Genomic DNA, 23067 nt, shown 5'->3' with positions numbered 1-23067 from the left:
GGGTTACCCGAAGGCGTACAAAGGTACGTCGAGAGGCGAAGTTTGTTCATAGCAAAAACGCATTTATCAAAAGAAAACACGCAAAACTTTGCGTGTTTTCTTCATTTGGTGTCGTTCTTGTAAGTTTGTACAAACTTTGTTCGCCTTTATACTCGCGTTTTTGCGATCCGGACTTTTTTTACATTCCCTTTGATTGAAATTATCGTTTAATAATCGTATGCGGAATGATGACATCTTTTCTTTTATTGTGTTTGATGATATCTACAGCACTGTTGGCAATTTGGCACATGGAATAATCCACCGAATCAATGGCAATTTTGTATTTGTCTAACGCTTTGATGTTGTCAAACCCGACAATTTTTACACCTCTCGTTTTATAGTAAACCTGAAGCGCATAGTAGTCGGTGGAGCAAATCACGGTTGTCTGTGTTTCGTAGGAAGATTTTATTTCTGCAATATCTGTCACAACGGTAAAATTTTTATTACCGATGGCACGCAGAAAGCCCTCATACCGCGCCCGTTGTGCGTGGGCGTTGGTATAGCGGAGTGCCGGGGAAAAATAAAGGATGTTTTCAGGGGTTTCTTTTAAAACCTTTTCGGTCATTTCCTGCATGGCAGCCGAATCGTTTATCCCCACATACGGAAGAGAAGTGATTTTGTTGCCTACCGTTACAATCGGAATGTCAAACAGCTTTAAATAGTTTTCAAAGGTACTGCCGTTGTTTACACTGCACAAAACAATCCCCTTTACACCCATGTTGTATAAATTGCGGATGCATTCAATTTCGTATTGCGGATCGTAATGGCTCATCATCACGATTGTGCCTAAATTCTCTTCACGCAACGCATATTCCAATTCGGTAATCAGCTCTGCGAAATATTCGTTCTGCAGATTAAAAACAATGATTCCCACCTGTCCTGAGAGCTTGTTACCTCCCGTACGGACCGTTTCCCGATAGCCGTACTGCTTTGCCACGTCCAGAATTTTCTGTTTGGTTTCGGCGTTGATATCGGGGCGGTTGTTTAACGCTCTGTCCACCGTGCCCTGGGAAACATCACAAATCTTTGCAATTTGTGCAGTGGTGATTTCAAGATTTTTCATACTGTAATCTCCAGACATTTTGAAATGGTTGTTTCTTTAAATTTAATTATACCATTTTCAAATTGGAAATCAATACTTTTGCCGTCAATTTTAAGTTCTTTTACCGATTCGCAGAATTTTAATCCCAATGAAGAAAGGGTCATTGTGCCATAAACCGAAATGGTTACTTTATTTTTTTGCACTTCAAAATTACCCCAGCCATCTGCCAAGCTCCACAGACATTTGAAATTGTCTTTGCTATACGGATTAAATCCGATATATTTATGAGGCATATCAAATTCAAAGCCCGAAAGAAGAGGCAAAAGGGCAAAGCTTGCCATGGACCGGGCATAGTTGCTGCCGCATTCGAATTCGTTCCATGGATTTCTCTTTTTTCCGTCAAATCGGTCACGAACCGCTTTCACCGCTTTGAATCCGTCCTCTGTTTTACCGCGGGAGAGCAAAAGTCCTGCAAAGGAATACTCAAAACCCGTCATGGTTTCTTCGCAATAGGCCACGGGGATGGCAGGCTTTTGGGTATGATTCGGATACGCACAAATCACAGAGCCTGCCTCATCATTTAAGGAATAAATTCGCCAGGGATTTGTGTGGTGACGCATGCTTTCTTTAAAATTGTTTTTCATCATTTCAGAAAGGGCAATGTCCACCTGGTTTTTGTCATAAATATCACCTAAGCCTATAATGTCTGCATGCCATTGGGCAAGCATCTGGTCAATGGAAGAGCCTTCACCGATCTGATATTTAATTTGCTTAGCTTCTTTGTTCCAATAATCCTCCGCACCGTATTTTTTGAGGATTTCTTCATCTCCTAAATTCACTTTTTGTATAAAATATTTGCCGTTAAACAGATTTTCTTTGGTATATTTGTATCCGTTTTCAAAAAGGGATATATATTCCTTTGCCTTTTCGGTTTCGCCTAAGAATTCTGCCATTTCGGCTGCGGCTTTCAGTGCCAGAAGGTACATACCCTCCAACCAGGAGGAAGGTCCGAACAGCTCCATGTCCAGTGTGTGATGCTGTCTTCCCTCTAAAATGCCGTCTTTATCCAAATCCCAGCCGTCGGGATTTTTGTCACTCCAGGCATATTCCAAAACCTTCTTGATATTTTCAAAGTTTTCTTTCAGCCATTTATTATTGCCCGAAATTTTCCATTCGCGGTAGCATTTGATGACAGTACCCATCTGTCCGTCCACGCAGGCTCTGAATTGGTTGACCTCTCTGCCTAACGGAAGCAGCATGCGAAAGCCCATTTTACCGTCTGCATCGGTGCTGTATTTAAATTCTAAATCGCGGATAGAGCGTTCCAGTTCGGGAAATAAAAAGCACAGGGCATAAGCATAGTTCCACACATGCTGACAGGTGCCCTCGCAGGAGCCTGCCTTTTCGTGTACACCCTCCCAGCCGTAAAAAGAACCGTCCTCCAGACGCAAAACGGTGGGCGATTTTAAAACCGCAAGGTTAGAGGAAGCTGCATCAATCACTTCTTTCGGTAAAGTAGACCCGTGTAAGGTGTTTTTAAACTGCATGGTACGACTGTATAAATCATCCCAGTTTTTAAACGCGTACAAAGCCGTTTCATAAGAATTTTTAAAAACGGTTGCATAATAATTTTTCCAGGTTTTTCTGATTCCGGGTATATCCTTTTCTTCCCAGTAATTGTAGTTGTTGGGTACATTCCAGGAAAGGATAAATTTTGCACTTTTGGTGGTGTTTGGCTCGATGGTAAGCGCAGCGACCAGGGTTGCATGATCATATTTTCCGCATTCGTCATAAATTCTTTCGTTAAAATCCTTCTTTTGCGAAAAATCGTTCCAGAAAGAAACAATGCCGTCGTTCCAACCGCCTCTGTACCAGTAAGTCTGGGTGTAGGCTGTTTCACAATCGGTTGCAATACTCAAATCTCCGTAAGCGGTGCTGTCTTTTTCCGCACCGTCGTTATAAAGGGTTATGGCATGCAGTCCGTCTTTGCTTTCAGTCTTATTCAAAGACTGTTCAAAAGGATTCTGTACCGACAAGGCAACCTGATATTTTAAGGTTTTATCGGTGGTATTTTTTATGGAAATTTCAAAAAATCCACCGGGAATACCGGAATTTTCGGCATCGGTCGGAATGAACGGATTAAAGGCAACCATGTTGATGCTTGCAGGAAAATCTCCGTCCTTAAAGGCAAGAGATGCCACGGGAAATTCTCCGTTGAATTCTACCGATTTAAAATGCGGAAATCCGCACATGCTCTGGAAAAAAGGTCCATAGCCGTATCCGCGATAATAGCTTTGACTGTATTGCCCCATAAGACTACTTTGAATATCACCGTTTAATACGATTGGCGTAATCTTGTCGCCGTCAATGGCGCGTACCGCAAAATGGGAGTGACCGTTGATGCTTCCCTTGGAAGGGCGGTTAAAAATTTCCCAGTCAATAAGGCTGCCGTTGCCCGAAAGTCCGATACAGCCCGTTCCGATTCCGCCTAAAGGGAACGAAATTTCTTTTGTATTCTCGCCAACATATTTCATACCATTTTCCTCCTGATATGTTTTTTTCATTATATATCAGAAAAAACCACCGTGTCAACCCACACGGTGGTTTAAAATTATTGGATTACAAAAGGTTCACATTTAGGTGCCATTTTTGTTATTTCACTCCAGAGCATAAGCCTGTCTCCGGTGGAAAGGGTCGTTCCGAAAACATTGTCCAAAGGAATATTGCCAACCATTTCAGAACGAATTTCCATGGGAATTCTGTGTACGGCATTTAAACCGTTTTCGCCATAATCCGCAAAGAAAAGGGTGTATGTGCCCGGCTCTGCAATATGCACAATTGCTTTTCCGCTTTCTTCGTCATAAGAAAAAAAGTGGGTTTTTTTCTTGTCTCCAATGGTAAATTCTATGCTGGCTTTCGCATCACCTAAGGTAACTGAAGCAACGTATGTTCCCGGCTCTTTGGGTGCTTCCTCCAATTCTTCTCCGTTTTGCGTATAAACAATAACCGGATTGAGAGGGAGAACACTCGTGTTGTTTATGGTTGCAAATTTTCTGTCGCCTTTATAAGCAAGGTCAGAAGGTGCACAAAGCTCAAGGCTTCCCAGGTCGTAGAAAGGACAGTTTTCTGCGGTACATATTATGTGTATGTAATTATCTGAAGCAGAGAAATTTAAAGTGTGGGTGTGGGAGGCTGTTAATGTACCATCCTCGGAAGTACCGCTGTAAATGATACCGCTTGCTTTCACCTCGGTTACGGCCTCTGTTTCAGGCAAATACAGATATAATTTATTATTATCAAGGGTTTGCATATCGGTTAAACCATAAGAAAGTGACGTTTCGTTGTTTTTTATATCCGCTACCATAGAAGTCTGTTCCGATCCTTGTAAGGTAACAGTTTTTAACGCGAGTTCGTTTCCGTTTGCATCTTTCAGAGTGCCGTCGCTTTCACCGTTAAAGCCTTTACCGATGGGCATACCGCCGGCAGAAGAAACTTTAATGTTTCCGCCGTTTATGATAACATTACCGCCATTACCGCCACCGCCGTAATAGCCGCCGCCACCGCCGATGCCCGCACCGCCATGCTCGTGGGTTGAAGATGCTGTAACCGTACCGCCGTTGATGGTAATGTTGCCACCGTCACCGCCTTTGCCGATGTATAGATCGGATTCGCTGAACACACCTCCACCGCCAATGCCTGCACCCCAGGTGCTTGTGGCGTTTACAATACCGCCGTTGATGACGATATTTCCGCCGTGACCGCTTTGTTCATACGAACCGCCGCCACCGCCGATACCTGCGCCCCAGTGACCGGTTGCATTTACAATACCGCCGTTAATGGTAATGTTACCGCCGCTTCCGGTACGCGTACCGCCGATACCGGTGTTGCCCGAGGCAGTAATGGTGCCGCTGTTGATGGTGAGGTTTCCGCATTCGCCGGTCATATATTCGCCGATGCCTGCATTATAGCCATCCGAAAAGGCAGTTAAGCTACCCGTTCCTTCAATGGTGAGGTTTGCGCCTTTGGATAAACGAATGGCTGCACCGTTATTGTCTGCATACAGGGAATTGTCCCCGACTAAAATCAGCTTGACCGTTGCGCCGGGCTTAATTTCGATAACCGTTCCGAACTTGTAAACATTCACATTTTTAAGGACGATATTCATGGTACCGCTTTCTACGGTAATGAGCGGATTTCTGAGGTCTCCGTTTTGTTCATAGGAGCTGTGTGTTCCCGTTATTTCAAAAGGCACAGTGGAAGGCACTGTCTTGTAACCGCCCTGAAATTCTACTTTTATTACAGTATTGCTTTCTTGGGAAAGGGTATATCTGCCGTCTCCCACATCGATGTTCTGCACGGGGGAAAAGAACACAAGATAGTCTTTGGTTACATCGGTTGTGGTTGCACGGATGATTGCTGTTCCGGGACTGACAGACCTTAAAGTATTGTCCTGTATGGTCGCGCCCGTGTTGCCTGCATTGACAACCGACCAGGTTATGGGGTATGTTACGCCAAGCATATTGGTTATTTTTTCTGTGGGCAACCGTACTTCTCTGCCCGAAAGAACCTGAGAAACTGCTTCATTTAAGTCTGTCACACCGCATCGTATGCAGGCACTCGGTTTATTGTATTCTGCAGGTGCAACGTCATGCCCCAAAGGAAGTCCGGCTGTGGCACCGCAGCCACAGGTCTTTTTTGTGATACAGGTTGCAGGGGTAGAATAATCGTGTTCACTTGTTTCGACGTGGTCATCCGAAATATAGCAAACCTTGGTGTGTGTACCGTCGTAATTGTCTTTTGGTGCAGAATAACAGTGTTCAGCGCCTCTTTCAATATTCAGTTCATAGTTCCAGTAGCTGCCTTCCTCATTGGGGTTCTCTATTTCACGGGTAAGGATAAGTTCAAAGTACTTCGCACAGTCGATGTTTTCTATGGTAACCGTATCTGTTATGGTAGCGGTGTGGTCCTCTAAATAAATCGACTTGTAAGGTAAGGAAACGCTGTACTCCAGTGTAAATTGTCCGTTTGCCGTTTTTTCCAGCTTGTAGCTTTTAATATCCGGATATTTAATAGGGTCGGAAGTAGTTTCGTTATACATATTGGTGTGTGTGAGATTATAAATTTCAAATTGTATTTTTGTATGGCTATCGTGTATAAAACTGCTTGCCTGTACCGCGATTCTGCTCGCGGGCAAAAGCGCAAGAACCAAGGTAAGTGTTAAAAATATTCCAATTATCTTTTTCATAAATCTGCTCCCTTCTTATAATCTTGCAACAAACCGTGCAAACATGTCCTGTGCCAGCTGTTCATAATCTGTAGCCAGCACTTTTTCGATGGTTTCTTCCCGTAACGGTGCGGGAATATCATATATCTTCATCATGGAATCTAAGGTCAGTCTGATTTTATCCTCCAACGTAAAATATCTGTCGCAGGCGGTCAGTAACGCGGCAAGCTCGATTCCGCTTGTAATATGTTCAAGATTTTTAAAATCCGATTCCTGCAAATTTGTAATATCGCAAAGTAAGTGATGCGCTTTTTTGGATGCCCAATCCTTGATATACGCAAAGGTGGTCGGGTGTGTATATGCCGCATGATATAAATCCCATGCCATTTTGTTGGTTTCGCAAAGGGCAATCTGCATGGTGATTTCGGTTGCATAAGCAAACAGATTGTCCTGTTTCTGTTCGGTCGCAGCCTCTATAATGTCGAGATGATAATCCATCAGCTCTTCCATTAAGATATGAAGCAAATCCTCCTTTGCTCTGTAATGGTAGGTAAGCGTGCCAAGCCCGATGCCTGCTTCCTTTGCAATCTGTCTGTGTGTGGTCGCCGAAAAGCCCTGCTCTAAAAACAGCTTTGCCGCCGTTGCCACAATTTTGATTTCGGTTTCGGTCAGGGGCGTTAATTTATCGTGTCGCTCAATGATGCTGTGAATCATGTTTCGTCACCTCTTTAGTATATGTTTAGTACATGTTCTATTATACATAATTTTCCACCGTTTGTCAAGTTTTAATTTTTATAAAACAAAAACACCGCTCGCTTTTGCGAGAGGTGTTTTAGCTTATTCCATTGCTTTTAAGTCTTCAAAAAGCTTGTTTGCGTTGGATGAGACCTTTTCGGTAAGCTCCAGTGCGGGCAAAACAAAATGGCGCACCGTATCCGCTTTGATTTTGGCGGTTTGCAGAAAATGGGATGCAGTATCCGAGTTTAAGTCAATTTCCTCTAAGTTAATACCTGCAAGCTCGTCGGTCAGTAAGTTGATTTTTTGCATCAGCCCCGAAAGCGTGTTTAAAGCATCGGCATTGGAAAGCGCCAGTCCTAAAATCTGTTCATAATTTTGCATAATTTTATCTCCTTTGCATATAGGTATAAGCAATTATATCATAAATCAATGATATAATCAAGAAAAACTTACAGGTATAAGCAAAGGAGAAGATGTATATGCAAAAAGTAAATACAGATAAAACATTTGCTGAAAACCTTAAGCGCATCCGAAAGCAAAAAGGCTTAACGCAGGAACAGACAGTCGCAAAATTGCAGGTTTTAGGTTCTCCCATTACAAGAAGCACCTATTCGTTAATCGAAATGGGAAAAGGCAATATATTTGTAAGCGATCTGGTTGGGCTACGTCAAATCTTTGGCGTGGACTATCACGAATTCTTTAAAGGTATACCGGTACAAAGAGAGAAAACAAGAAGTTAAAATGAAGATAAGAAAGCAAACTTACGGCGATAAGAATCTTGTGGGCAGAAATATTGAACGGATGCGGAAAAACAAGGGTATCAAACAAAAAGATTTTATTGCGCAAATGCAAATTTTAGGGTGTGATATTAATCCGGCAAGCTATTCAAAGCTTGAGGGGCAATTAAGAAGTGTCACAGATAAGGAAATCTATGTGATTGCTAAAATTCTTGGTGTTAAAATTGAAGAATTATACGAAAAAGAAACGCCTGTTCTTTGACAGGCGCTTTTTTAATGTTTTCCGCCCAGCTATTCGCTACGCTCCCACGCATAACTTCTGCCGACGAAATCGAAGATTTCGGGTATCACTTATCTTGTGGTACCCTGTGTTCATGCAACTGCCGTCTGTGAACACAGCCCGTGGCGCCAAAATTCACGCGTCTTTTAGGTTGTGCAATGTTTAAGCGAAGTCCTCTTGCGACACACAAAATTGCTTGCCCTTGCCGAGGGCGCAATTTTGGTCGCGGCGCCCCGAATCTAAAAAACAGTCCCCCGGACTGTTTTTTTACGATTCGCGCCATCAGGGACTACGCCCCTTCCGGTGTACGCAAAAAAAGAAGATACCAAATGGTATCTTCTTTTTTTGGTACACCATCAGGGACTCGAACCCTGGACACCCTGATTAAGAGACTTAAAAAGTAAGTTTTGCCAATATATTTACAAGTGTACAAACGGCTTTATTTAGCCAAATATCATATATATAGTTTTATGATTATGTATGAAATTGCACAAAAGCTGTGCAATAAAGTGTGCAATACATTTCTTTTTATGTCCGAACTTCCACGAACTTTAGTATAAAAAGCATCTGAATTTATGAAAGTGACGTGGAAACAAAAAAAGTCCACCGCAAGGATGTTTTTGCGGTGGTAAATATATAAAAACAAAGGGATTCAAAAATGAAGGATGTCTAAAGCAACATTATTCGATAGGTAAGCCCATAGCTTGGCGTGCCATTTTTTCTTGAATTTCATCGCTGATGCCTGCATCGAAAGTTTTGACATCTTCATCAAAACAGATACCAAGAAGCTCTGCCAGATGCATAAGGTCAGCGTGATAAGATTTTAAATGCAACAAAATGGAATCTTCGGACAGTTCCATGCTTTGTGCTTTGTCATATAATACATCCGTAAATACATTTACATGATATATGTGTTCTTTAAACACGGCATCTGCTTTCAAGTCTACACCGTAATGCAGAAAAACAGCATCGAGCGCAAGCAACGCCTGGCGGTACCCGGCAAAGTTTTCTTTGATAAGCTCCAAAGTTTCTGCAGGGATTTTGCCTTTTGTAACCTCAATCAGTTTGAAAATCTCGTTAAACTGCGGAACATCAAAATCAAGAATGCTTTCGTTGATTTCTTCCGCTTCAGCGATTTTTTCAATCTGCTTTGAAACGCGTTCTTTATATTCTACATGTTTGTTTATGTAAGAAGTGCGCAATCCGTTGAGCTGCTCTTGTTTGAAAATGTCGGAAATGTTCTGATTTTCCAACACCTTTACTCTTTCGTCAATATAATTGTTTACATATTTTGCCCACAGTTTCAAAATGCTTATAATTTCAAGCATTGCATTTTTAGTGGTTTCATGGTTTACTTTCATTGTTTTCATTTCCTTTCTTTAATTTTTTTTCATACTCTGCCTTATAAGCTTCGTATTCTGCCCGTTTGTCCTGGTCTTGAATTTCATACCCGGTCGGGGTTGCGTGTTGCACTTGCAAAATACAAAACTCCCTGTCACCAACAAAAGACCGTCCAATAATTCGCAAAAAAATCACCTCTCTTTCTTGATTATTTCTTTTCGTGTTCACTTTTTAGGGCTTGTCCCTTATTCGCATTTTTACACCTCTTTCCTTCCTTTTCTTCCAGTTTCATAACAGCCCATTCTACACAGCTTTGTCTGTTATTCTTGAAACTGAAAAAGCCGGAACGTTTGTATGTACAGCCGATGACATCATCAGCATACATCCTGATACGGTTGTTTCTTCGCAAGAAGCGGAACGCAGTACGCACATCTTGATAAACTGTATTTTGTGTTGTTCCGCGTTCTTCCGCAATCTGTCGCGCGGTCTTTTCATGCTTGTACATCTGTTCGATTATATAGTACTGACGTTGTTTTTCCGTCCCTAAGACGTCTTTTACCAAAGGGAACACTCCTTGCACGGTTGCTTGAAAGTCAACGTCTGCGGTCATTTCTGCGGTGCTGTCTGTGATTATGTCCTGCAGCTCCAGTTCTTCGTCTGTACCGGGAAGCGGTGCGTTAAGACTAAGGCATAGGTTTAGTGGGTCGTTTTGGTCGCGCTTGGTACGCAAGCCAACCGTGGAATTAAACGTGTTCTGAAGCGGATATTTTAAGTATGAATTGAAGCTGTACTGTTTATCGCTATTGCAATAGGCTTGTACCGCTTCATGCAACGCAAAGAAGGTTACCGCTTTTAAGTCCTCGGCTTCCACTCCACGGTGTTGGCACAAGGTGGAGTGTTGCCGAAAGTATTTGTCCGCTTCCATATCCAACAGCCTTTTGCATTGCTTGTACAGCTGTTCCATGTGTTCCGATTCGCCCTGACCTATTTTTATAGCCAGCTCTTCGTTAGTCATTTAGCAATCCTTTCACAAGTGCTTCGATTTTTCCGTACGAATCATTTCCAGTTTTTTCGCCTAATATCCGCATCAATGTTTCCAACTCTTTCAAATCTGCCTTTTCCAAACTATTCAGCAAGCCAACAAATGTAAAAAGGTATTTAACGCTTTCCTTCTCGTCAATCCCCACCTTTGATGCCAACTTCCTAATTTGAGGATATTTTTCAATATCGCTGTCAAGAAATTTGTTTATTATGCTGTACAGCATCTTTTTTTCTCTGCGCACTTTCACCGACTTTTCACCGCCTTTTCTGCCAATTTCTCGTGCTTCCCTCGTGCTTAAACGTCTTAAATTCTTTTCGTTTGCCATTTCTATCACCCCCTTTCTTTTTCGCTCTCGATATTGCAGTATCGAGAAGCAGAACGTGGAAAAAAACAAATCTCCATAGCTTTCTTCAAGCTTAAATTCGTTTTCCGCGTAATGTGATATACTTTTGTTGGTATTAGTGTGTATATTTATCGGTATTTTCCGCACGACATCCGTACCGCTTGACGTGGAAAAAACACACATTCTATAAGGACAATAAAAGTTATTTTGGAATTATGGTGGAAATGGCTTGAATAAAGGGCGTAATCATATTTCCACGCTTGGAAACATGGAGACGTACAAAAAAACAGCCTTTTTTCATGTTTCCAAAATAAGAAAGTACCCGTGGAAACATGTACAGTCCGCATAAATAAAAGGTTTGTATCATGTTTCCAAAATAAAATATTGTCCTTAGAGAAGATAAAATCATGGAGAGAAAAACACACTTTTTATTGTTCTCTGTTCCTCATGTTTCCAAAATAAGAAAATCAAGGTAAGAGCGGTTTATCTTCCACGTTATCTATACACTCGTCATTTGTGACGTGATGCGTGTTTCGGAATTGATTTACATCCATATTCGGCAACAGCCACCATGTTTTTTTGTTTTTCGAGTAGCCTATCTGAACACGTTGCAGTTTCAATTCTTCTTTTGCATTGTAAAGAGTGCTTTTGCTCCAACCTGAGTAAACGCGCAAACTTTCTATCTCATCCATAGAAGCGGAACCTTCACCCTTCCGCAACATTTCAAGCAAAGCCTCTTTTACTTCGTCCTTGGTTGCACTTGGCTTGTTCCGCGTTTTTTGGTGAGGGTTTAGAATATCATCTGCTTTATAATCAGAAAAACCGTCAAACACAATACCGCCCTTGGACGGGTCTATGTGGAACATGATAGTTTTGCCATGCGGTGCAAGGCTCGACTTTTCTTGGCACAAAAGTTTTTGTTTGTCATCCTCCGGGTCTTTTCCCATAATGAGCATACTGCGAGCTGCTGCCGGAATGTCAATTGTCCCCAACGCACGATATAACGCCTGATTCTGTCCCATTTTGGAATTATGCATAATAAAGATAACCGCAACATTATATTTTTCTGCTATGTTTATCACTTTTGACATTATAGGTCGCACTTGGTTTGCGCGGTGCATATCAACGTCCATACCCAAATAAGCTTGCAAAGGGTCAAAAATAATTAAATCGGGCTTGGCTTCTTTTACAATACTTTCAAGTTCTTCGTCCATAAATTCCAACTGTTTTTCGCTTTCATCCGCAAAAAAGACGTTTTCAAAGTTTGGCTCCATAGGTTGTAAACGTGGAACAATTGTATCTGCATAGCCGTCCTCGGCAGTCTGATAGATAACTTTGCCCGGTTCTCTACCTTCCGTCTCTCCAAAAAATGGTCTCCCGGTTGACACCGTTGCGGTCAAATACAAACAAAAATACGTTTTCCCCGTCCCCGGGTCAGCGGTCATCAACGTTATTTTGCCTTTCGGGATATAAGGATACCACAGCCATTGCGTTTGCGTTGCTTCCACATTAGCTAAAGAAATCAACCGCTTTTTGTGCTTTATAGGTTCTGTTTCCCTCGCAAGCTCTGACACCCTTTTAAAGCTATCTGCGCCGAATTGAACAACGTAGTCCGTTATATCCGCTTTTTCGGGGATATCTTCCCAGAGCAAAGACAAATCTACAATACGCACGGTAGCAATATCTGCAAGCTTGTCCGCAATCATTCGGGCGAATTTTCTGCCCGGCTCGTCATTGTCGGGGATAATCGCAATGTTTTTGCCCTCAAAGTAATCAGTATAGGCATTGCACCAACTGCTTTTGGCACCGTTTGGCAAAGACACAGCCGCTTTTTTTATGCTGTGTAGTGTGTCCACGTCCTTTTCGCCCTCAACAATATAAAGCTCATTACACTTTTGACATTCGTATTGATGATACAAGGGCAATTTTCGCCCACCGTTGCCCTTTTCCCATTCGCCCGACTTGTTTATGTGCATCCAACAAAAAGCTTTGTTTGGGTAGCGGATTTTCTTTGCTACGGGCTTTCCGTCCATGTCGCGGTATATGTATTCGATAGCTGAAGCGGTGCTGTTGTTTCCGTTTGACGTGGAAGAATAAAACAAATCCGAAGCGGTTAAGCCTAAAGAAGCGGTTATTTGTTCCACGGTACAGCCTGCGTGACAGTTCAGAACAACACCCTTTTCACCTGCTGATACGCTTAAGCTCGCGTGGTTATCATCATGCGCCGGGCATTTTGCAGAATACTGTTTGCCGTTCCCTGACACATTATGCAATTGTTGTAAAATATCATTCAGTGTCATTTTCCACCTCTCCCGCGCTTTCCTTTTCAAATTTTCGAATAAGATACCGCACAGCCCCTATTACACATGGCTTTTTGCTGTGTGTTTCATGGCAAAAATCAGCCGCCTGCGCAGGTTTATAAGCGAAAATATACTCTTTATGTTCTTCATCGTAGTCCAATTTTACTAATTGTGGGAAACCACCTATCAGAACAACAGCATATTCCATGCCTTTTTCCAATTCGTTTACTCTCTCAATCAGAACAACATCACCCGGAAAAAATCTCGGATTGCACAAATTGTCTTGTACCTCATGTACAAAGAAATCATCCTTGTTTTTTCCGTGGAACAAATAACTTGGAAAAGCTACATTTTTTATTTCATACATATTTTTTACCTCTTTTCTTGACAATAGCAGGAAAAAGTGGTATAATACACATATAAATTCATATATGTTTGCTTTTGGGGCAGATGTCGTGTACACAGGCATTTGCTCCTTTTTCTTTTTCCGTGCTTCGTTTTTCATGTTTTAGTTTTTACTTACAATGTTTGTTTTTTCAACTACAAGCTCATACGCAAAAAACAGCTTTTTAAAGTTTTTCACACCAACCTTTAAAGCTTTGTCAGACATTACCGATACCATTTGCAATTTTCGAAACTCATTTTCCGCATTGTCTAAAATAAAACGGTACGGCTTTTCACTCTCTAAAAAGTCCTCTTTGGTAAAACTCGGTATTTGTTTGTACAATGTCTTTCCTCTCTTTCATTCTTCATCCATGCCGGCTATATCAATCCCGAAGAACCGACCGACCTTTTCGATTAAACCGGGCTTTTTCTTTTCCACGTATTCGCCTACGCAGAATAATCCAACAAGCGGTAAGAATATAAACACCGCTTCACAAAGTAAAAAATCAAGCATACGGCACCTCTTTCTTTTCCACATCATCGGGGATTCTTTGAAACTCTCCACCGTTTTCAGCCCACTTTTTGAGCTTCTCAGGTATGTACAGCTTGCGGTTGCCTATTTGGTAATAAGTGCCAGTAAGTTTCCCCGATATCTCCAAAGAGTATAGTTTTGATAAACTACAGCCTATGAACTCGGCAGCTTCTTTGCGTGATAATCTTTCCATGCGGATTCCGTTTTCTTCGGTTTGTAACCGACTTGCAGTTACAAAAGACTTTTGGTTTGGTTTCATGTTTGGTTTGCTCCTTTCATACAGCATCGTACCTTTCAAAAAGTCGCATAGCATGCGACATTCTAAGCAAAAAAAATATCACTAATATCCTGTTCATTTAAAGACAGCTTTTTGCTAATCAAAACCGCTTCTTTAACAGAAAAAGTTTCCGCATTTTCGCTTAGTTTGCGGTACATAGTTGCTCGGTTGATACCGATTTCTTTAGCAATACTTTCAATGGTGTAACCGCTTTCAACAATCCTTCCACGTAACTTTTTTACATTCGGCATACTATCACTCCTTTCTTGTTCGCACGCCATGCGACACAATAATAATATCATACCATTCACTTAAAGTCAATCGTTTTTTCGCAAATTATGCGAATTTTATCTCAAATTCAAAAAAAATGTTGCATTTTTGCAACAATCATGCTATACTCTTTATGAGGTGAGTAAAATGACTATTGGCGAAAGAATAAAACAAAGAAGAAAAGAACTCGATTTATCAATTGAAGATGTGGCGAAACGGCTCGGCAAAAACCGTGCTACCGTCTACAGATATGAAAGTGATGATATTATGCACCTACCCGTCACCGTGTTAGAACCTCTTGCAAGGGTTTTAAATACTACGCCTGCTTATTTAATGGGATGGGATGACGTGGAAAATAAACTACTCCCCCCAAACATAACAGAGGATTTTGTGACATTCCCGGTGCTTGGAGAAATAGCAGCAGGATTTGATATGGTTGCCACAGAGGACTGGTCAGGCGAAACCGTGGATATACCTACAAGATACCTAAAGGGACGTAGACAAGACGAGTTTTTCGTGCTGACCGTAAAAGGAAATAGTATGTATCCGTTATTTCATGACGGCGATATAGTTTTGATATTAAAGCAAACAACACTTAACCGTTCCGGTGATATCGGCGTTGTTTTGTATGAGGATGAAAATGCCACCTTAAAAAAAGTCGAATTTGTAAACGGTGAAGATTGGATGCGCTTAGTTCCCTTAAATCCTGAGTTTTTTCCACGATTAGTCGAGGGGGCAGACTTGGAACGTTGCCGAATACTGGGCATCCCAAAATTATCAATCAGAGAATTTGAATAAAAAAAGAACTGCTCCCTACGGCCATAGGGAACAGCTCAATGGAGCGCGTATATACAAGATATACACATGAAACCATAAACAGTATATCACAATGCGCTCCGAAAGTCAATTTATAATTTGAAAAGGAGTGTATTTTTTATGGCAAAAAACAGTAAAAAACGGTCTATCGGTCATGTGAAGAAACTCGCGGATAATAAATATTTGCTTCGGCTCTCGTTGGGCTTTGACGATTTTGGGAAGCGAATACAGCCGTCAAAGGTTGTGGTGTGTAGCTCCGATCGGGAAGCGGAGAAAATGTTGCTTGAATTCTACAACGAAAGAGAAAGTCTTTTGATTAACCACAACGCAACAACACCGAAAACCTTGGGTCAGCTTTTCGAGTATTGGAAAACAAACCATATTCAAAAGAATTTGCGTGGAAAGACCGCGGAGTGGTATGGGTCCATGTGGGAAAACCATGTTAAATATGCAGAGAAAGTCAAACTGGATGTTTTGACACCTGCACACATTATTAAAATAATTGATGCCGTAGACGGATGCAGGATGCAAAACGCGGTGTTTAAAATGCTTAAAGCTATGATAAACAAAGGTGTAAAGTGGGGCTTCGTTTCCACGAATCCTTGTTTACGCGTAGATACTCCGCAGTATAAAGCGGTAGAAAAAAACACATTGACGGAAGCGGAGATTTTAAGACTTTCAAAAGCTGTCGACGTGGAAGAAACAAAGTACAAGGCAATTTTTTATTTCGCAATCCTTTGTGGTATGCGTAGGCAAGAAATTGTCGCGTTGAAATGGTCTGATGTGGATTTTGCAAATAATTGCTTTAAAATCTGTCGTGCTGCTTCACACTTGACGGGAAAAGGAACGATAGCCGGAGAGACTAAGACAGAAAAATCAGTACGCATTTTGTTCTTGCCGGACATGCTCAAAAAAATACTGCTTGAATTGAACGTAGAACAAAGTAGGATAAAATTCATGTACGGAAACAAATGGGTGAACGAAGACTGGATTTTTACGCAGAACAACGGAAAGATAATGCATATACAAACCCCGACCCATTGGTGGAAAGAATTTGCAAACGCAAACGGGGTAGAAAATGTCACGTTCCACGGGTTACGACACACCGCCGCTTCGTTCATGATAAAAAACAACGTACCGATTTCCACCGTTTCGAGTGTACTCGGTCATGCAAACATCACAACAACATTAAACACATACACCCATGTTATCGAGGACACAAAGCAAATGGCAATAAACACAATGGCAGGGATTGTTCAGAAGATGCCCGAAACAATAAAAGCATCTGCCGCAGGTGCCAATAAAAAAACAGTTTGTGCAATAAACTGTGCAATAGACCACTAAAACCGAAAACTGAAAAGAATATAAAAAGACCGCAAAACCTTTTGGTAATGCGGTTTTCTTATTGGTACACCATCAGGGACTCGAACCCTGGACACCCTGATTAAGAGTCAGGTGCTCTACCAGCTGAGCTAATGGTGCAAAAATTGGAGCTGTTGGGCAGACTTGAACTGCTGACCTCATCCTTACCAAGGATGTACTCTACCAACTGAGCTACAACAGCATATTGTTTTTGTTTGCCATCAAAAGTTAGGGTGGCGACCCGGATGGGACTCGAACCCACGACCTCCGCCGTGACAGGGCGGCGCTCTAACCAACTGAGCTACCGGGCCATCCGAACTTCAACCTCTTGCAAAAAAGGTTTTGGCAGGGGCAGAAGGATTCGAACCCTCGGCACGTGGTTTTGGAGACCACTGCTCTACCAACTGAGCTATACCCCTATGTTTTCGCGTGATCTCTTTTGAACGCTTTACTATTCTACCACACTTTAAGGGGCTTGTCAAGCATTTTTTTTATTTTTTTTATGAATTGACATTTTCTGCGTTTGGTGTATAATGAAATTAGATTTTTAAGGAGGAAGAAAGCAATGCGGATTCATCAGGATTTTGTAGGCGGTAACATTTCCGTGGTTAAAACAGAAGGAAATACGGTTTATCTTAAAAATCAGTTGCGCGACACCGAAGGCGACTGGTTTTACTGGGCGTTTTGCGTAGAAGGCGCGCAGGGGCAGCCCTTGACCTTTCAGATGGAAAAAAACCGCGTAGGGTATTTCGGACCTGCAGTCAGCCACGACTTAAAAACCTGGGAATGGTTAAATCAGGTGGATGGTGAATGCTTTATCTATACCTTTAAAGAAGACGAGGACAAGGTTTATTTTGCCCATAATATGCTGTATCATCCCTCGCATTTTATGGAATTTTGTGCAAAAAATCAATTAAAAACGGAAGAATTCTGCAAAACCAAAAAGGGAAGAAGTGTACCGTGTTATCGCTTTGGCGCAGGAGAACAAACGGTGCTTTTAACCGCCCGTCACCACGCCTGCGAAAGCACGGGCAACTATGTTTTAGAGGGCGTTTTAGAGGTTTTACTGAACACCCCCCTGCCCTTTAAAGTGGTTTGTGTTCCCTTTATGGATTATGACGGTGTAGTAGACGGAGACCAGGGCAAGCAGAGGATGCCCCATGACCATAATCGGGATTATGTGCCGACCAACGCGCCCATTTATCCCGAAACGGCTGAAATCCGACGTATTGTGGCAGAAGAAGACGTTTTGTTCGGGTTTGATTTTCATTCTCCCTGGCACAAGGGCGGAGAGCATGACAACGTTTACATTGTGCAGGGTTGCTTAGAGGCGGTAGACCGCTACGACACCTTTGCTGAAATATTTGAGGAAAACATTACACCCGATTGCCTGAAATATGAAGCCAAAAACGATTTAAAGCCCAATACAGGCTGGAATAAACTGGGTAACCATACGTTTTCAAGTCATGTGCAGGCAAAAGGACACATGGCATTCACCTTGGAAACCACCTATTTCGGTACGCCCGACAACAGATTTACCGCAGAGCGAGGCAGAGAAATGGGCAAAGCCTTCGGCAAATCGGTTCTGGAATATTACGCAAAGTTCTGCAAATGAGGGGAGTTTAAGCACGTGCAATTTGACAAAAAAGCAATATCCGAATTTTTAGAGTCTGCCCCCTCCGAGACTGCCGAAAGCTTTTACAAAGCCTTTAAAAGTGCAGAGGGCTTTATACAGTATGCAGAAGATCATTTTAATATGGAAGCATTGGGTATAGAGAAGATGACAGACGTACTTCCGATGGCATCTGAGCAGGTTTTAAGCCAAAGCGCCTCCCGGGAGAATTACCAAAAGTATTTTTGCGACCGCCTGCAGGTGGTAGCAGAAATGCTTGAAATCAGCCGGTGCGGTCTGGGCGTTACAGGACACGCCGGATATATAGTAAAGTTTTTGAATACTAAAATTGCCGTTGATCCGGTTTTCTATCTTTTAGATAGAGAGACGGATAAAGAGGAATTATTTAAACTTTTGTGCACCTGCGACGCGGTTATTACTACTCATGACCATGGAGATCATTATGAAGCAACGCTTGTGGATGCGTTATCCGAATTTATGCCTTCTTTTATGCCGGATTTCATGGGGAAAGAAAAGAAAAACACTGTTTTTGTCAAACCGGGAGACGAAATTGACTTTAAAGATGTGAAGCTTCGTTTTTTTGAAAGTGAACACAGCAGCAGAACAGAGCTTGTAAAGGAATACGGCTTTGCAATAGAATTTGAGGGCAAAAATTATGTATTCCCGATAGATGTCCGCGCTTACAAAAAGCCCCATGCGGTATTTCCGAATACAGAAGCTGTGGTTTTGCATTTATGGCTGGGAAGAGGTGCCGCGCTAAATGCGCATCCGGAAGAAATGGAAAATTTTTGTGATTTTGCAAACAGCTTTGGTGCAAAAAAGATATTGATATCCCATTTGCTGGATTACAAACGAGACATTCAGAATATGTGGAGCGAGGTGCATTTTAACATGGTAAAAAATAAGCTTAAGAACAGTGAAGTTCTTAAGCTTGGAGACTGGATTAAATTATAAAAAGGACAATAAGGCGTCGGGTGTGCAGATAATGGCATCGGCGCCGTTTTCTTTTAATTCTGCTTCGTCGCGGAAGCCCCACAGCACGCCGACCGTAAAAAGCCCTGCATTTTTACCTGTTTGCATATCGGTGCCGGTGTCGCCCACATAAACCACATCCTGCTTTTCCACACCGCAAAGGCGAATGACTTCATTTACTGCCGCAGGGTCGGGTTTTAAAGGCACATTTTCCCTTGCGCCGAAGATGTAATCAAAAAGACCTTCCTCAAAAAATTTCGGCATAAGAGGTTGTACGGTGGAGTCGGGCTTGTTGGAAACCACCGCAAGGGCGATGCCCTTTTCCTTTAACGCCTTTAAGGTTTCGGGAAGCCCTTTAAAATGCGCGGTCTTGTAAAGGGTGTTTTTGTTATACTGCTCCATGTAATAGGGATAAACCTTGTTGAAATTATCTTCGGTATCCAAGCCGTGTGCGGCCAAGGAACGGTGTATTAAATTAGTGGCACCGTTGCCCGCAAAATATTTGTACGCATCGGTTTCATTTTCGGGAAAACCAAAGTGCTTCAGGGCGTCGTTCACATAATAGGCGATGGTGTGCACCGTATCTAATATTGTGCCGTCCAAATCAAAAATAAATAGTTTTTTCATAAAGACCTCCTTATAATAAAAGGACTTTGCTGTACGGGCAAAGTCCTTTCATACAGTATTATATCTTATTGATGTCTACTAAAGTTACGTTTTCTGAGGTGTACTCGCTGCAAAGGCTGTCTGCCATTGCAATGGCTGTATCAATGGAAGTTAAGCAGGGAATTGCAAGTTCAACCGCTTTACGACGCATGATAACTGCACTTCTGGTAGGAATTCGACCCTTTTTGGAGGTGGAAATGATATAATCAACCTTGTTTTCCTTTAAAAGGTCTAAGCAGTTGCCTTCACCCTCGTCAATTTTTTCAACCATAATGTTTTCGATGCCTGCTTCGTTTAAAACAGCCGAAGTTCCTTTGGTTGCATAAAGCGTAAAGCCCATAGCCGCATATTTTTTAGCCACATCTGCAATTTCACCTTTATCGGTATCACGGACGGTAATCAGTACGCCGCCCTTTTTCTTCATGGTGTAGCCCGCTGCCAATAAGCCTTTATAAAGCGCTTCGTGGAAGTTGGGCGCAACACCTAAAACTTCACCGGTGGACTTCATTTCAGGTCCTAACTGGGTATCCACATCATGCAGTTTTTCAAAGGAGAATACCGGAACCTTAACCGCAATGTAGTCTGCAGAACGGTAAAGACCTGTGCCGTAGCCCAAATCTTTCAGGCGTTCGCCGGTCATTACGCGGGTTGCCAGATCAATCATGGGGATGTTGGTTACCTTGCTGATGTAAGGCACCGTTCTGGAGGAACGGGGATTTACTTCAATTACATATACCTTGTTCTGGAATACTACATACTGAATGTTAACCAAACCCACGGTGTTTAAGGAAACCGCAAGCTTTTTGGTGTAGTCGATTACCACATCAATAATTCTCTGGGACAGGTTTCTTGCAGGGTAAACCGCAATGGAGTCACCCGAATGAATACCTGCACGCTCTACGTGTTCCATAATACCCGGAATCAAAATATCTTCACCATCGCAGATAGCGTCAACTTCGATTTCGATACCCATCAGATATTTATCAATCAGAACGGGGTTTTCGATTTCATTGGACAGAATGATGTCCATATATTCGCGGATGTCCGCATCCTCGTGGGCAATAATCATGTTCTGACCGCCCAATACATAAGAAGGACGCATCAGTACCGGATAGCCCAGCTCGTTAGCGGCAGCCAGTGCTTTTTCCTTGGAGAATACGGTGTAGCCCTTGGGCTGGGGAATATCTAAGCGCTGTAACAAATCGTTAAAACGTTCTCTGTCTTCTGCTAAGTCAATGCTGTCGTTGCAGGTACCTAAAATGTGGTAGCCTGCCCCTTCTAAAGCCTTGGCAAGCTTGATTGCGGTCTGACCGCCGAAAGCAACCACAACGCCTGCGGGCTTTTCAGTACGGCAGACATGCAGCGCATCCTCTACCGTCATGGGTTCAAAATACAGACGGTCTGCAGTGTCAAAGTCGGTAGAAACTGTTTCGGGGTTGTTGTTCATGATGATAACTTCATAACCCTTGTTCTTCAAAGACCATACGCAATGTACCGAAGCATAGTCGAACTCAATACCCTGACCGATACGAATCGGGCCGGAGCCAAATACGATTACGCGTTTGTTCGGCTCTGCATTGTAATCAATGCACTCGGTCGCTTCATTTTCGGTGTCGTAGGCAGAATAGAAGTACGGTGTTGCCGCGCCGAATTCTGCGGCACAGGTATCTACCATTTTATATACGGGATAAATCGGCTCAATAATTTTTTGTTTGGACAGCTTTTCAATGATGTTGTCCGGGAAGCCCATGCGTTTTGCTTCCAAGTAAAGCGCTTTGTCCACCAGATGGTTGGTAAGCTTTGCTTCCATGTCTGCCACATTTTTAACCTTGGACAGGAACCACAAATCAATTTTTGTGATGTCATGGATTTTTTCAATGGAAATACCGCGCTTGATTGCCGCATAGATTACAAACAGTCTGCGGTCGTTGCAGTTATAAATTTCCTTTTCCACCTGCTCGTCGGACATTTCCACGATAGCAGGCATGTTCATGTCCTGGATACCCAGTTCTGCACCGCGAACGGCTTTCATGAGCGCTTCTTCAAAGCTCTGACCGATGGACATAACTTCGCCGGTAGCCTTCATCTGGGTGCCGATTTTACGTTCCGCATATACGAACTTATCAAAGGGCCACTTGGGGAATTTTACAACCACATAGTCAACAGTAGGCTCAAAGCATGCAACGGTGGTCTGGGTAACCGCGTTTACGATTTCGTCTAATGCATAGCCGATGGCAATTTTTGCCGCAACCTTTGCAATGGGGTAGCCGGTTGCTTTAGAAGCCAGCGCAGAGGAACGGGAAACACGGGGATTTACTTCGATTACTGCATATTCAAAGGTGTTGGGGTTTAAAGCAAACTGACAGTTACAGCCACCCTCTACCTTTAAGGCGTCTACAATTTTCAATGCCGCAGAACGGAGCATGGAAAATTCTTTGGTGGAAAGGGAAACGGCAGGGGCGATTACGATAGAGTCGCCGGTATGCACGCCAACCGGGTCAAAGTTTTCCATGGAGCAAACGGTAATGGCATTACCCTTGCTGTCGCGGATGACTTCAAATTCGATTTCTTTCCAACCGGAAATACATTTTTCAACCAAAATCTGGTTGATGGGGGATGCCATCAGACCGCCTTTTGCGATGGTGCGAAGCTCTTCATCGGTTTCTGCAATACCGCCGCCTGTACCGCCCAAGGTAAATGCAGGACGAATGATAACCGGCAAGCCGATTTCTTCGGTAAAGGCAATGGCATCCTCTAAAGTGGTTACAACCTTAGAAGGAATGCAGGGCTGGTCAATGGATTCCATAGTGTCTTTAAACATCTGACGGTCTTCTGCCTTGTCAATGGTTTCGGGGTTTGCACCGAGAAGCTTTACGTTATGCTTTTCCAAAAAGCCCTCCTTTGCCAGCTGCATGGAAAGGGTAAGACCGGTCTGACCGCCCAAAGTGGACAGAATACTGTCGGGCTTTTCTTCTATTATAATACGTTTGATGACATCTAAGGACAATGGCTCGATATAAATTTTATCTGCCATGTGCTTGTCGGTCATGATGGTTGCCGGGTTGGAGT

At 42.7% G+C, this 23067-nt stretch carries 22 protein-coding genes and 4 tRNA genes; 6 read left to right on the top strand and 20 right to left on the bottom strand.

The window, feature by feature from the left end:
* Nucleotides 1-199: 199 nt before the first annotated feature.
* From IJE10_04975 to IJE10_04955, 5 genes are all read right to left on the bottom strand, one after another.
* Nucleotides 200-1102, bottom strand: coding sequence for a LacI family DNA-binding transcriptional regulator (locus tag IJE10_04975; protein MBQ2967455.1), 903 nt, complete (start codon nucleotides 1100-1102; stop codon nucleotides 200-202).
* The gene (locus IJE10_04970; GenBank protein MBQ2967454.1) at nucleotides 1099-3615 is read right to left on the bottom strand and encodes a hypothetical protein; all 2517 of its coding nucleotides are present in this window, start codon (nucleotides 3613-3615) and stop codon (nucleotides 1099-1101) included. Before IJE10_04970 ends, IJE10_04975 begins: the two co-directional genes overlap by 4 nt.
* Nucleotides 3616-3692: 77 nt before the next feature.
* Nucleotides 3693-6326, bottom strand: coding sequence for a hypothetical protein (locus IJE10_04965; protein MBQ2967453.1), 2634 nt, complete (start codon nucleotides 6324-6326; stop codon nucleotides 3693-3695).
* Between the two features lie 15 nt (nucleotides 6327-6341).
* Nucleotides 6342-7019: a helix-turn-helix transcriptional regulator gene (locus IJE10_04960; GenBank protein MBQ2967452.1), complete on the bottom strand. Its 678-nt coding sequence runs from the start codon at nucleotides 7017-7019 to the stop codon at nucleotides 6342-6344.
* Nucleotides 7020-7142: 123 nt separating this feature from the next.
* Complete coding sequence (locus IJE10_04955; protein MBQ2967451.1) at nucleotides 7143-7424, bottom strand: hypothetical protein; 282 nt, start codon at nucleotides 7422-7424, stop codon at nucleotides 7143-7145.
* A 98-nt stretch (nucleotides 7425-7522) separates the two neighbouring features.
* Between IJE10_04955 and IJE10_04950 the strand changes: the two genes are divergently transcribed.
* Both IJE10_04950 and IJE10_04945 read left to right on the top strand, forming a co-directional pair.
* Nucleotides 7523-7783, top strand: a complete 261-nt coding sequence (locus IJE10_04950; GenBank protein MBQ2967450.1) for a helix-turn-helix transcriptional regulator — start codon at nucleotides 7523-7525, stop codon at nucleotides 7781-7783.
* A gap of 1 nt (nucleotide 7784) precedes the next feature.
* Nucleotides 7785-8042, top strand: a complete 258-nt coding sequence (locus IJE10_04945; GenBank protein ID MBQ2967449.1) for a helix-turn-helix transcriptional regulator — start codon at nucleotides 7785-7787, stop codon at nucleotides 8040-8042.
* A 698-nt stretch (nucleotides 8043-8740) separates the two neighbouring features.
* Here IJE10_04945 and IJE10_04940 read toward each other — a convergent pair.
* The 9 genes from IJE10_04940 to IJE10_04900 all read right to left on the bottom strand — a co-directional run bounded on the left by IJE10_04940 (nucleotide 8741) and on the right by IJE10_04900 (nucleotide 14530).
* On the bottom strand, nucleotides 8741-9421 hold the full coding sequence (locus IJE10_04940; protein MBQ2967448.1) for a hypothetical protein: 681 nt from the start codon (nucleotides 9419-9421) through the stop codon (nucleotides 8741-8743).
* A gap of 188 nt (nucleotides 9422-9609) precedes the next feature.
* Entirely contained in the window at nucleotides 9610-10416 is an 807-nt protein-coding gene (locus IJE10_04935; protein MBQ2967447.1) for a sigma-70 family RNA polymerase sigma factor, read from the bottom strand.
* Nucleotides 10409-10768: a hypothetical protein gene (locus IJE10_04930; GenBank protein ID MBQ2967446.1), complete on the bottom strand. Its 360-nt coding sequence runs from the start codon at nucleotides 10766-10768 to the stop codon at nucleotides 10409-10411. Before IJE10_04930 ends, IJE10_04935 begins: the two co-directional genes overlap by 8 nt.
* A gap of 485 nt (nucleotides 10769-11253) precedes the next feature.
* On the bottom strand, nucleotides 11254-13086 hold the full coding sequence (locus IJE10_04925) for an AAA family ATPase (GenBank protein ID MBQ2967445.1): 1833 nt from the start codon (nucleotides 13084-13086) through the stop codon (nucleotides 11254-11256).
* Nucleotides 13073-13453 carry a hypothetical protein gene (locus IJE10_04920; GenBank protein MBQ2967444.1) on the bottom strand — a complete coding sequence of 127 codons (381 nt, stop codon included), beginning with the start codon at nucleotides 13451-13453 and terminating at the stop codon, nucleotides 13073-13075. Before IJE10_04920 ends, IJE10_04925 begins: the two co-directional genes overlap by 14 nt.
* A 141-nt stretch (nucleotides 13454-13594) precedes the next feature.
* Nucleotides 13595-13813, bottom strand: a complete 219-nt coding sequence (locus tag IJE10_04915) for a hypothetical protein (GenBank protein MBQ2967443.1) — start codon at nucleotides 13811-13813, stop codon at nucleotides 13595-13597.
* A 15-nt stretch (nucleotides 13814-13828) separates the two neighbouring features.
* Entirely contained in the window at nucleotides 13829-13984 is a 156-nt protein-coding gene (locus IJE10_04910) for a hypothetical protein (GenBank protein MBQ2967442.1), read from the bottom strand.
* Nucleotides 13977-14261, bottom strand: a complete 285-nt coding sequence (locus IJE10_04905) for a hypothetical protein (protein MBQ2967441.1) — start codon at nucleotides 14259-14261, stop codon at nucleotides 13977-13979. The genes IJE10_04910 and IJE10_04905 overlap by 8 nt, the downstream gene beginning before the upstream one ends.
* A gap of 62 nt (nucleotides 14262-14323) precedes the next feature.
* On the bottom strand, nucleotides 14324-14530 hold the full coding sequence (locus IJE10_04900) for a helix-turn-helix domain-containing protein (GenBank protein MBQ2967440.1): 207 nt from the start codon (nucleotides 14528-14530) through the stop codon (nucleotides 14324-14326).
* Between the two features lie 166 nt (nucleotides 14531-14696).
* Between IJE10_04900 and IJE10_04895 the strand changes: the two genes are divergently transcribed.
* Together IJE10_04895 and IJE10_04890 are read left to right on the top strand one after the other, a co-directional pair.
* Nucleotides 14697-15347 (top strand): helix-turn-helix domain-containing protein, encoded by a 651-nt coding sequence (locus IJE10_04895; protein MBQ2967439.1) that lies wholly within the window; start codon nucleotides 14697-14699, stop codon nucleotides 15345-15347.
* A 138-nt stretch (nucleotides 15348-15485) separates the two neighbouring features.
* Entirely contained in the window at nucleotides 15486-16709 is a 1224-nt protein-coding gene (locus IJE10_04890) for a site-specific integrase (GenBank protein MBQ2967438.1), read from the top strand.
* Between the two features lie 62 nt (nucleotides 16710-16771).
* Here IJE10_04890 and IJE10_04885 read toward each other — a convergent pair.
* The 4 genes from IJE10_04885 to IJE10_04870 all read right to left on the bottom strand — a co-directional run bounded on the left by IJE10_04885 (nucleotide 16772) and on the right by IJE10_04870 (nucleotide 17146).
* Nucleotides 16772-16847, bottom strand: a tRNA-Lys gene (locus IJE10_04885).
* A 6-nt stretch (nucleotides 16848-16853) separates the two neighbouring features.
* Nucleotides 16854-16929, bottom strand: a tRNA-Thr gene (locus IJE10_04880).
* A gap of 32 nt (nucleotides 16930-16961) precedes the next feature.
* Nucleotides 16962-17038 (bottom strand) — tRNA-Asp (locus IJE10_04875).
* A gap of 32 nt (nucleotides 17039-17070) precedes the next feature.
* A tRNA-Trp gene (locus IJE10_04870) sits at nucleotides 17071-17146 on the bottom strand.
* Between the two features lie 146 nt (nucleotides 17147-17292).
* Here IJE10_04870 and IJE10_04865 point away from each other — a divergent pair.
* Entirely contained in the window at nucleotides 17293-18342 is a 1050-nt protein-coding gene (locus tag IJE10_04865) for a hypothetical protein (protein MBQ2967437.1), read from the top strand.
* Between the two features lie 15 nt (nucleotides 18343-18357).
* The gene (locus IJE10_04860) at nucleotides 18358-19314 is read left to right on the top strand and encodes an MBL fold metallo-hydrolase (GenBank protein ID MBQ2967436.1); all 957 of its coding nucleotides are present in this window, start codon (nucleotides 18358-18360) and stop codon (nucleotides 19312-19314) included.
* Here the strand turns inward: IJE10_04860 and IJE10_04855 are convergent.
* Nucleotides 19309-19959, bottom strand: coding sequence for an HAD family hydrolase (locus IJE10_04855; GenBank protein MBQ2967435.1), 651 nt, complete (start codon nucleotides 19957-19959; stop codon nucleotides 19309-19311). The two genes, IJE10_04860 and IJE10_04855, sit on opposite strands and share 6 nt — an antisense overlap.
* A gap of 58 nt (nucleotides 19960-20017) precedes the next feature.
* On the bottom strand, nucleotides 20018-23067 hold a 3050-nt coding region (carB, locus tag IJE10_04850; GenBank protein ID MBQ2967434.1), incomplete at its 5' end, for a carbamoyl-phosphate synthase large subunit.

It is taken from the genome of Clostridia bacterium (assembly GCA_017410375.1).
GTDB lineage: Bacteria > Bacillota > Clostridia > RGIG6154 > RGIG6154 > RGIG6154.
The sequence above is the reverse complement of the archived record's forward strand: the minus strand, read 5'-3'. Positions and strand labels throughout refer to the sequence as shown.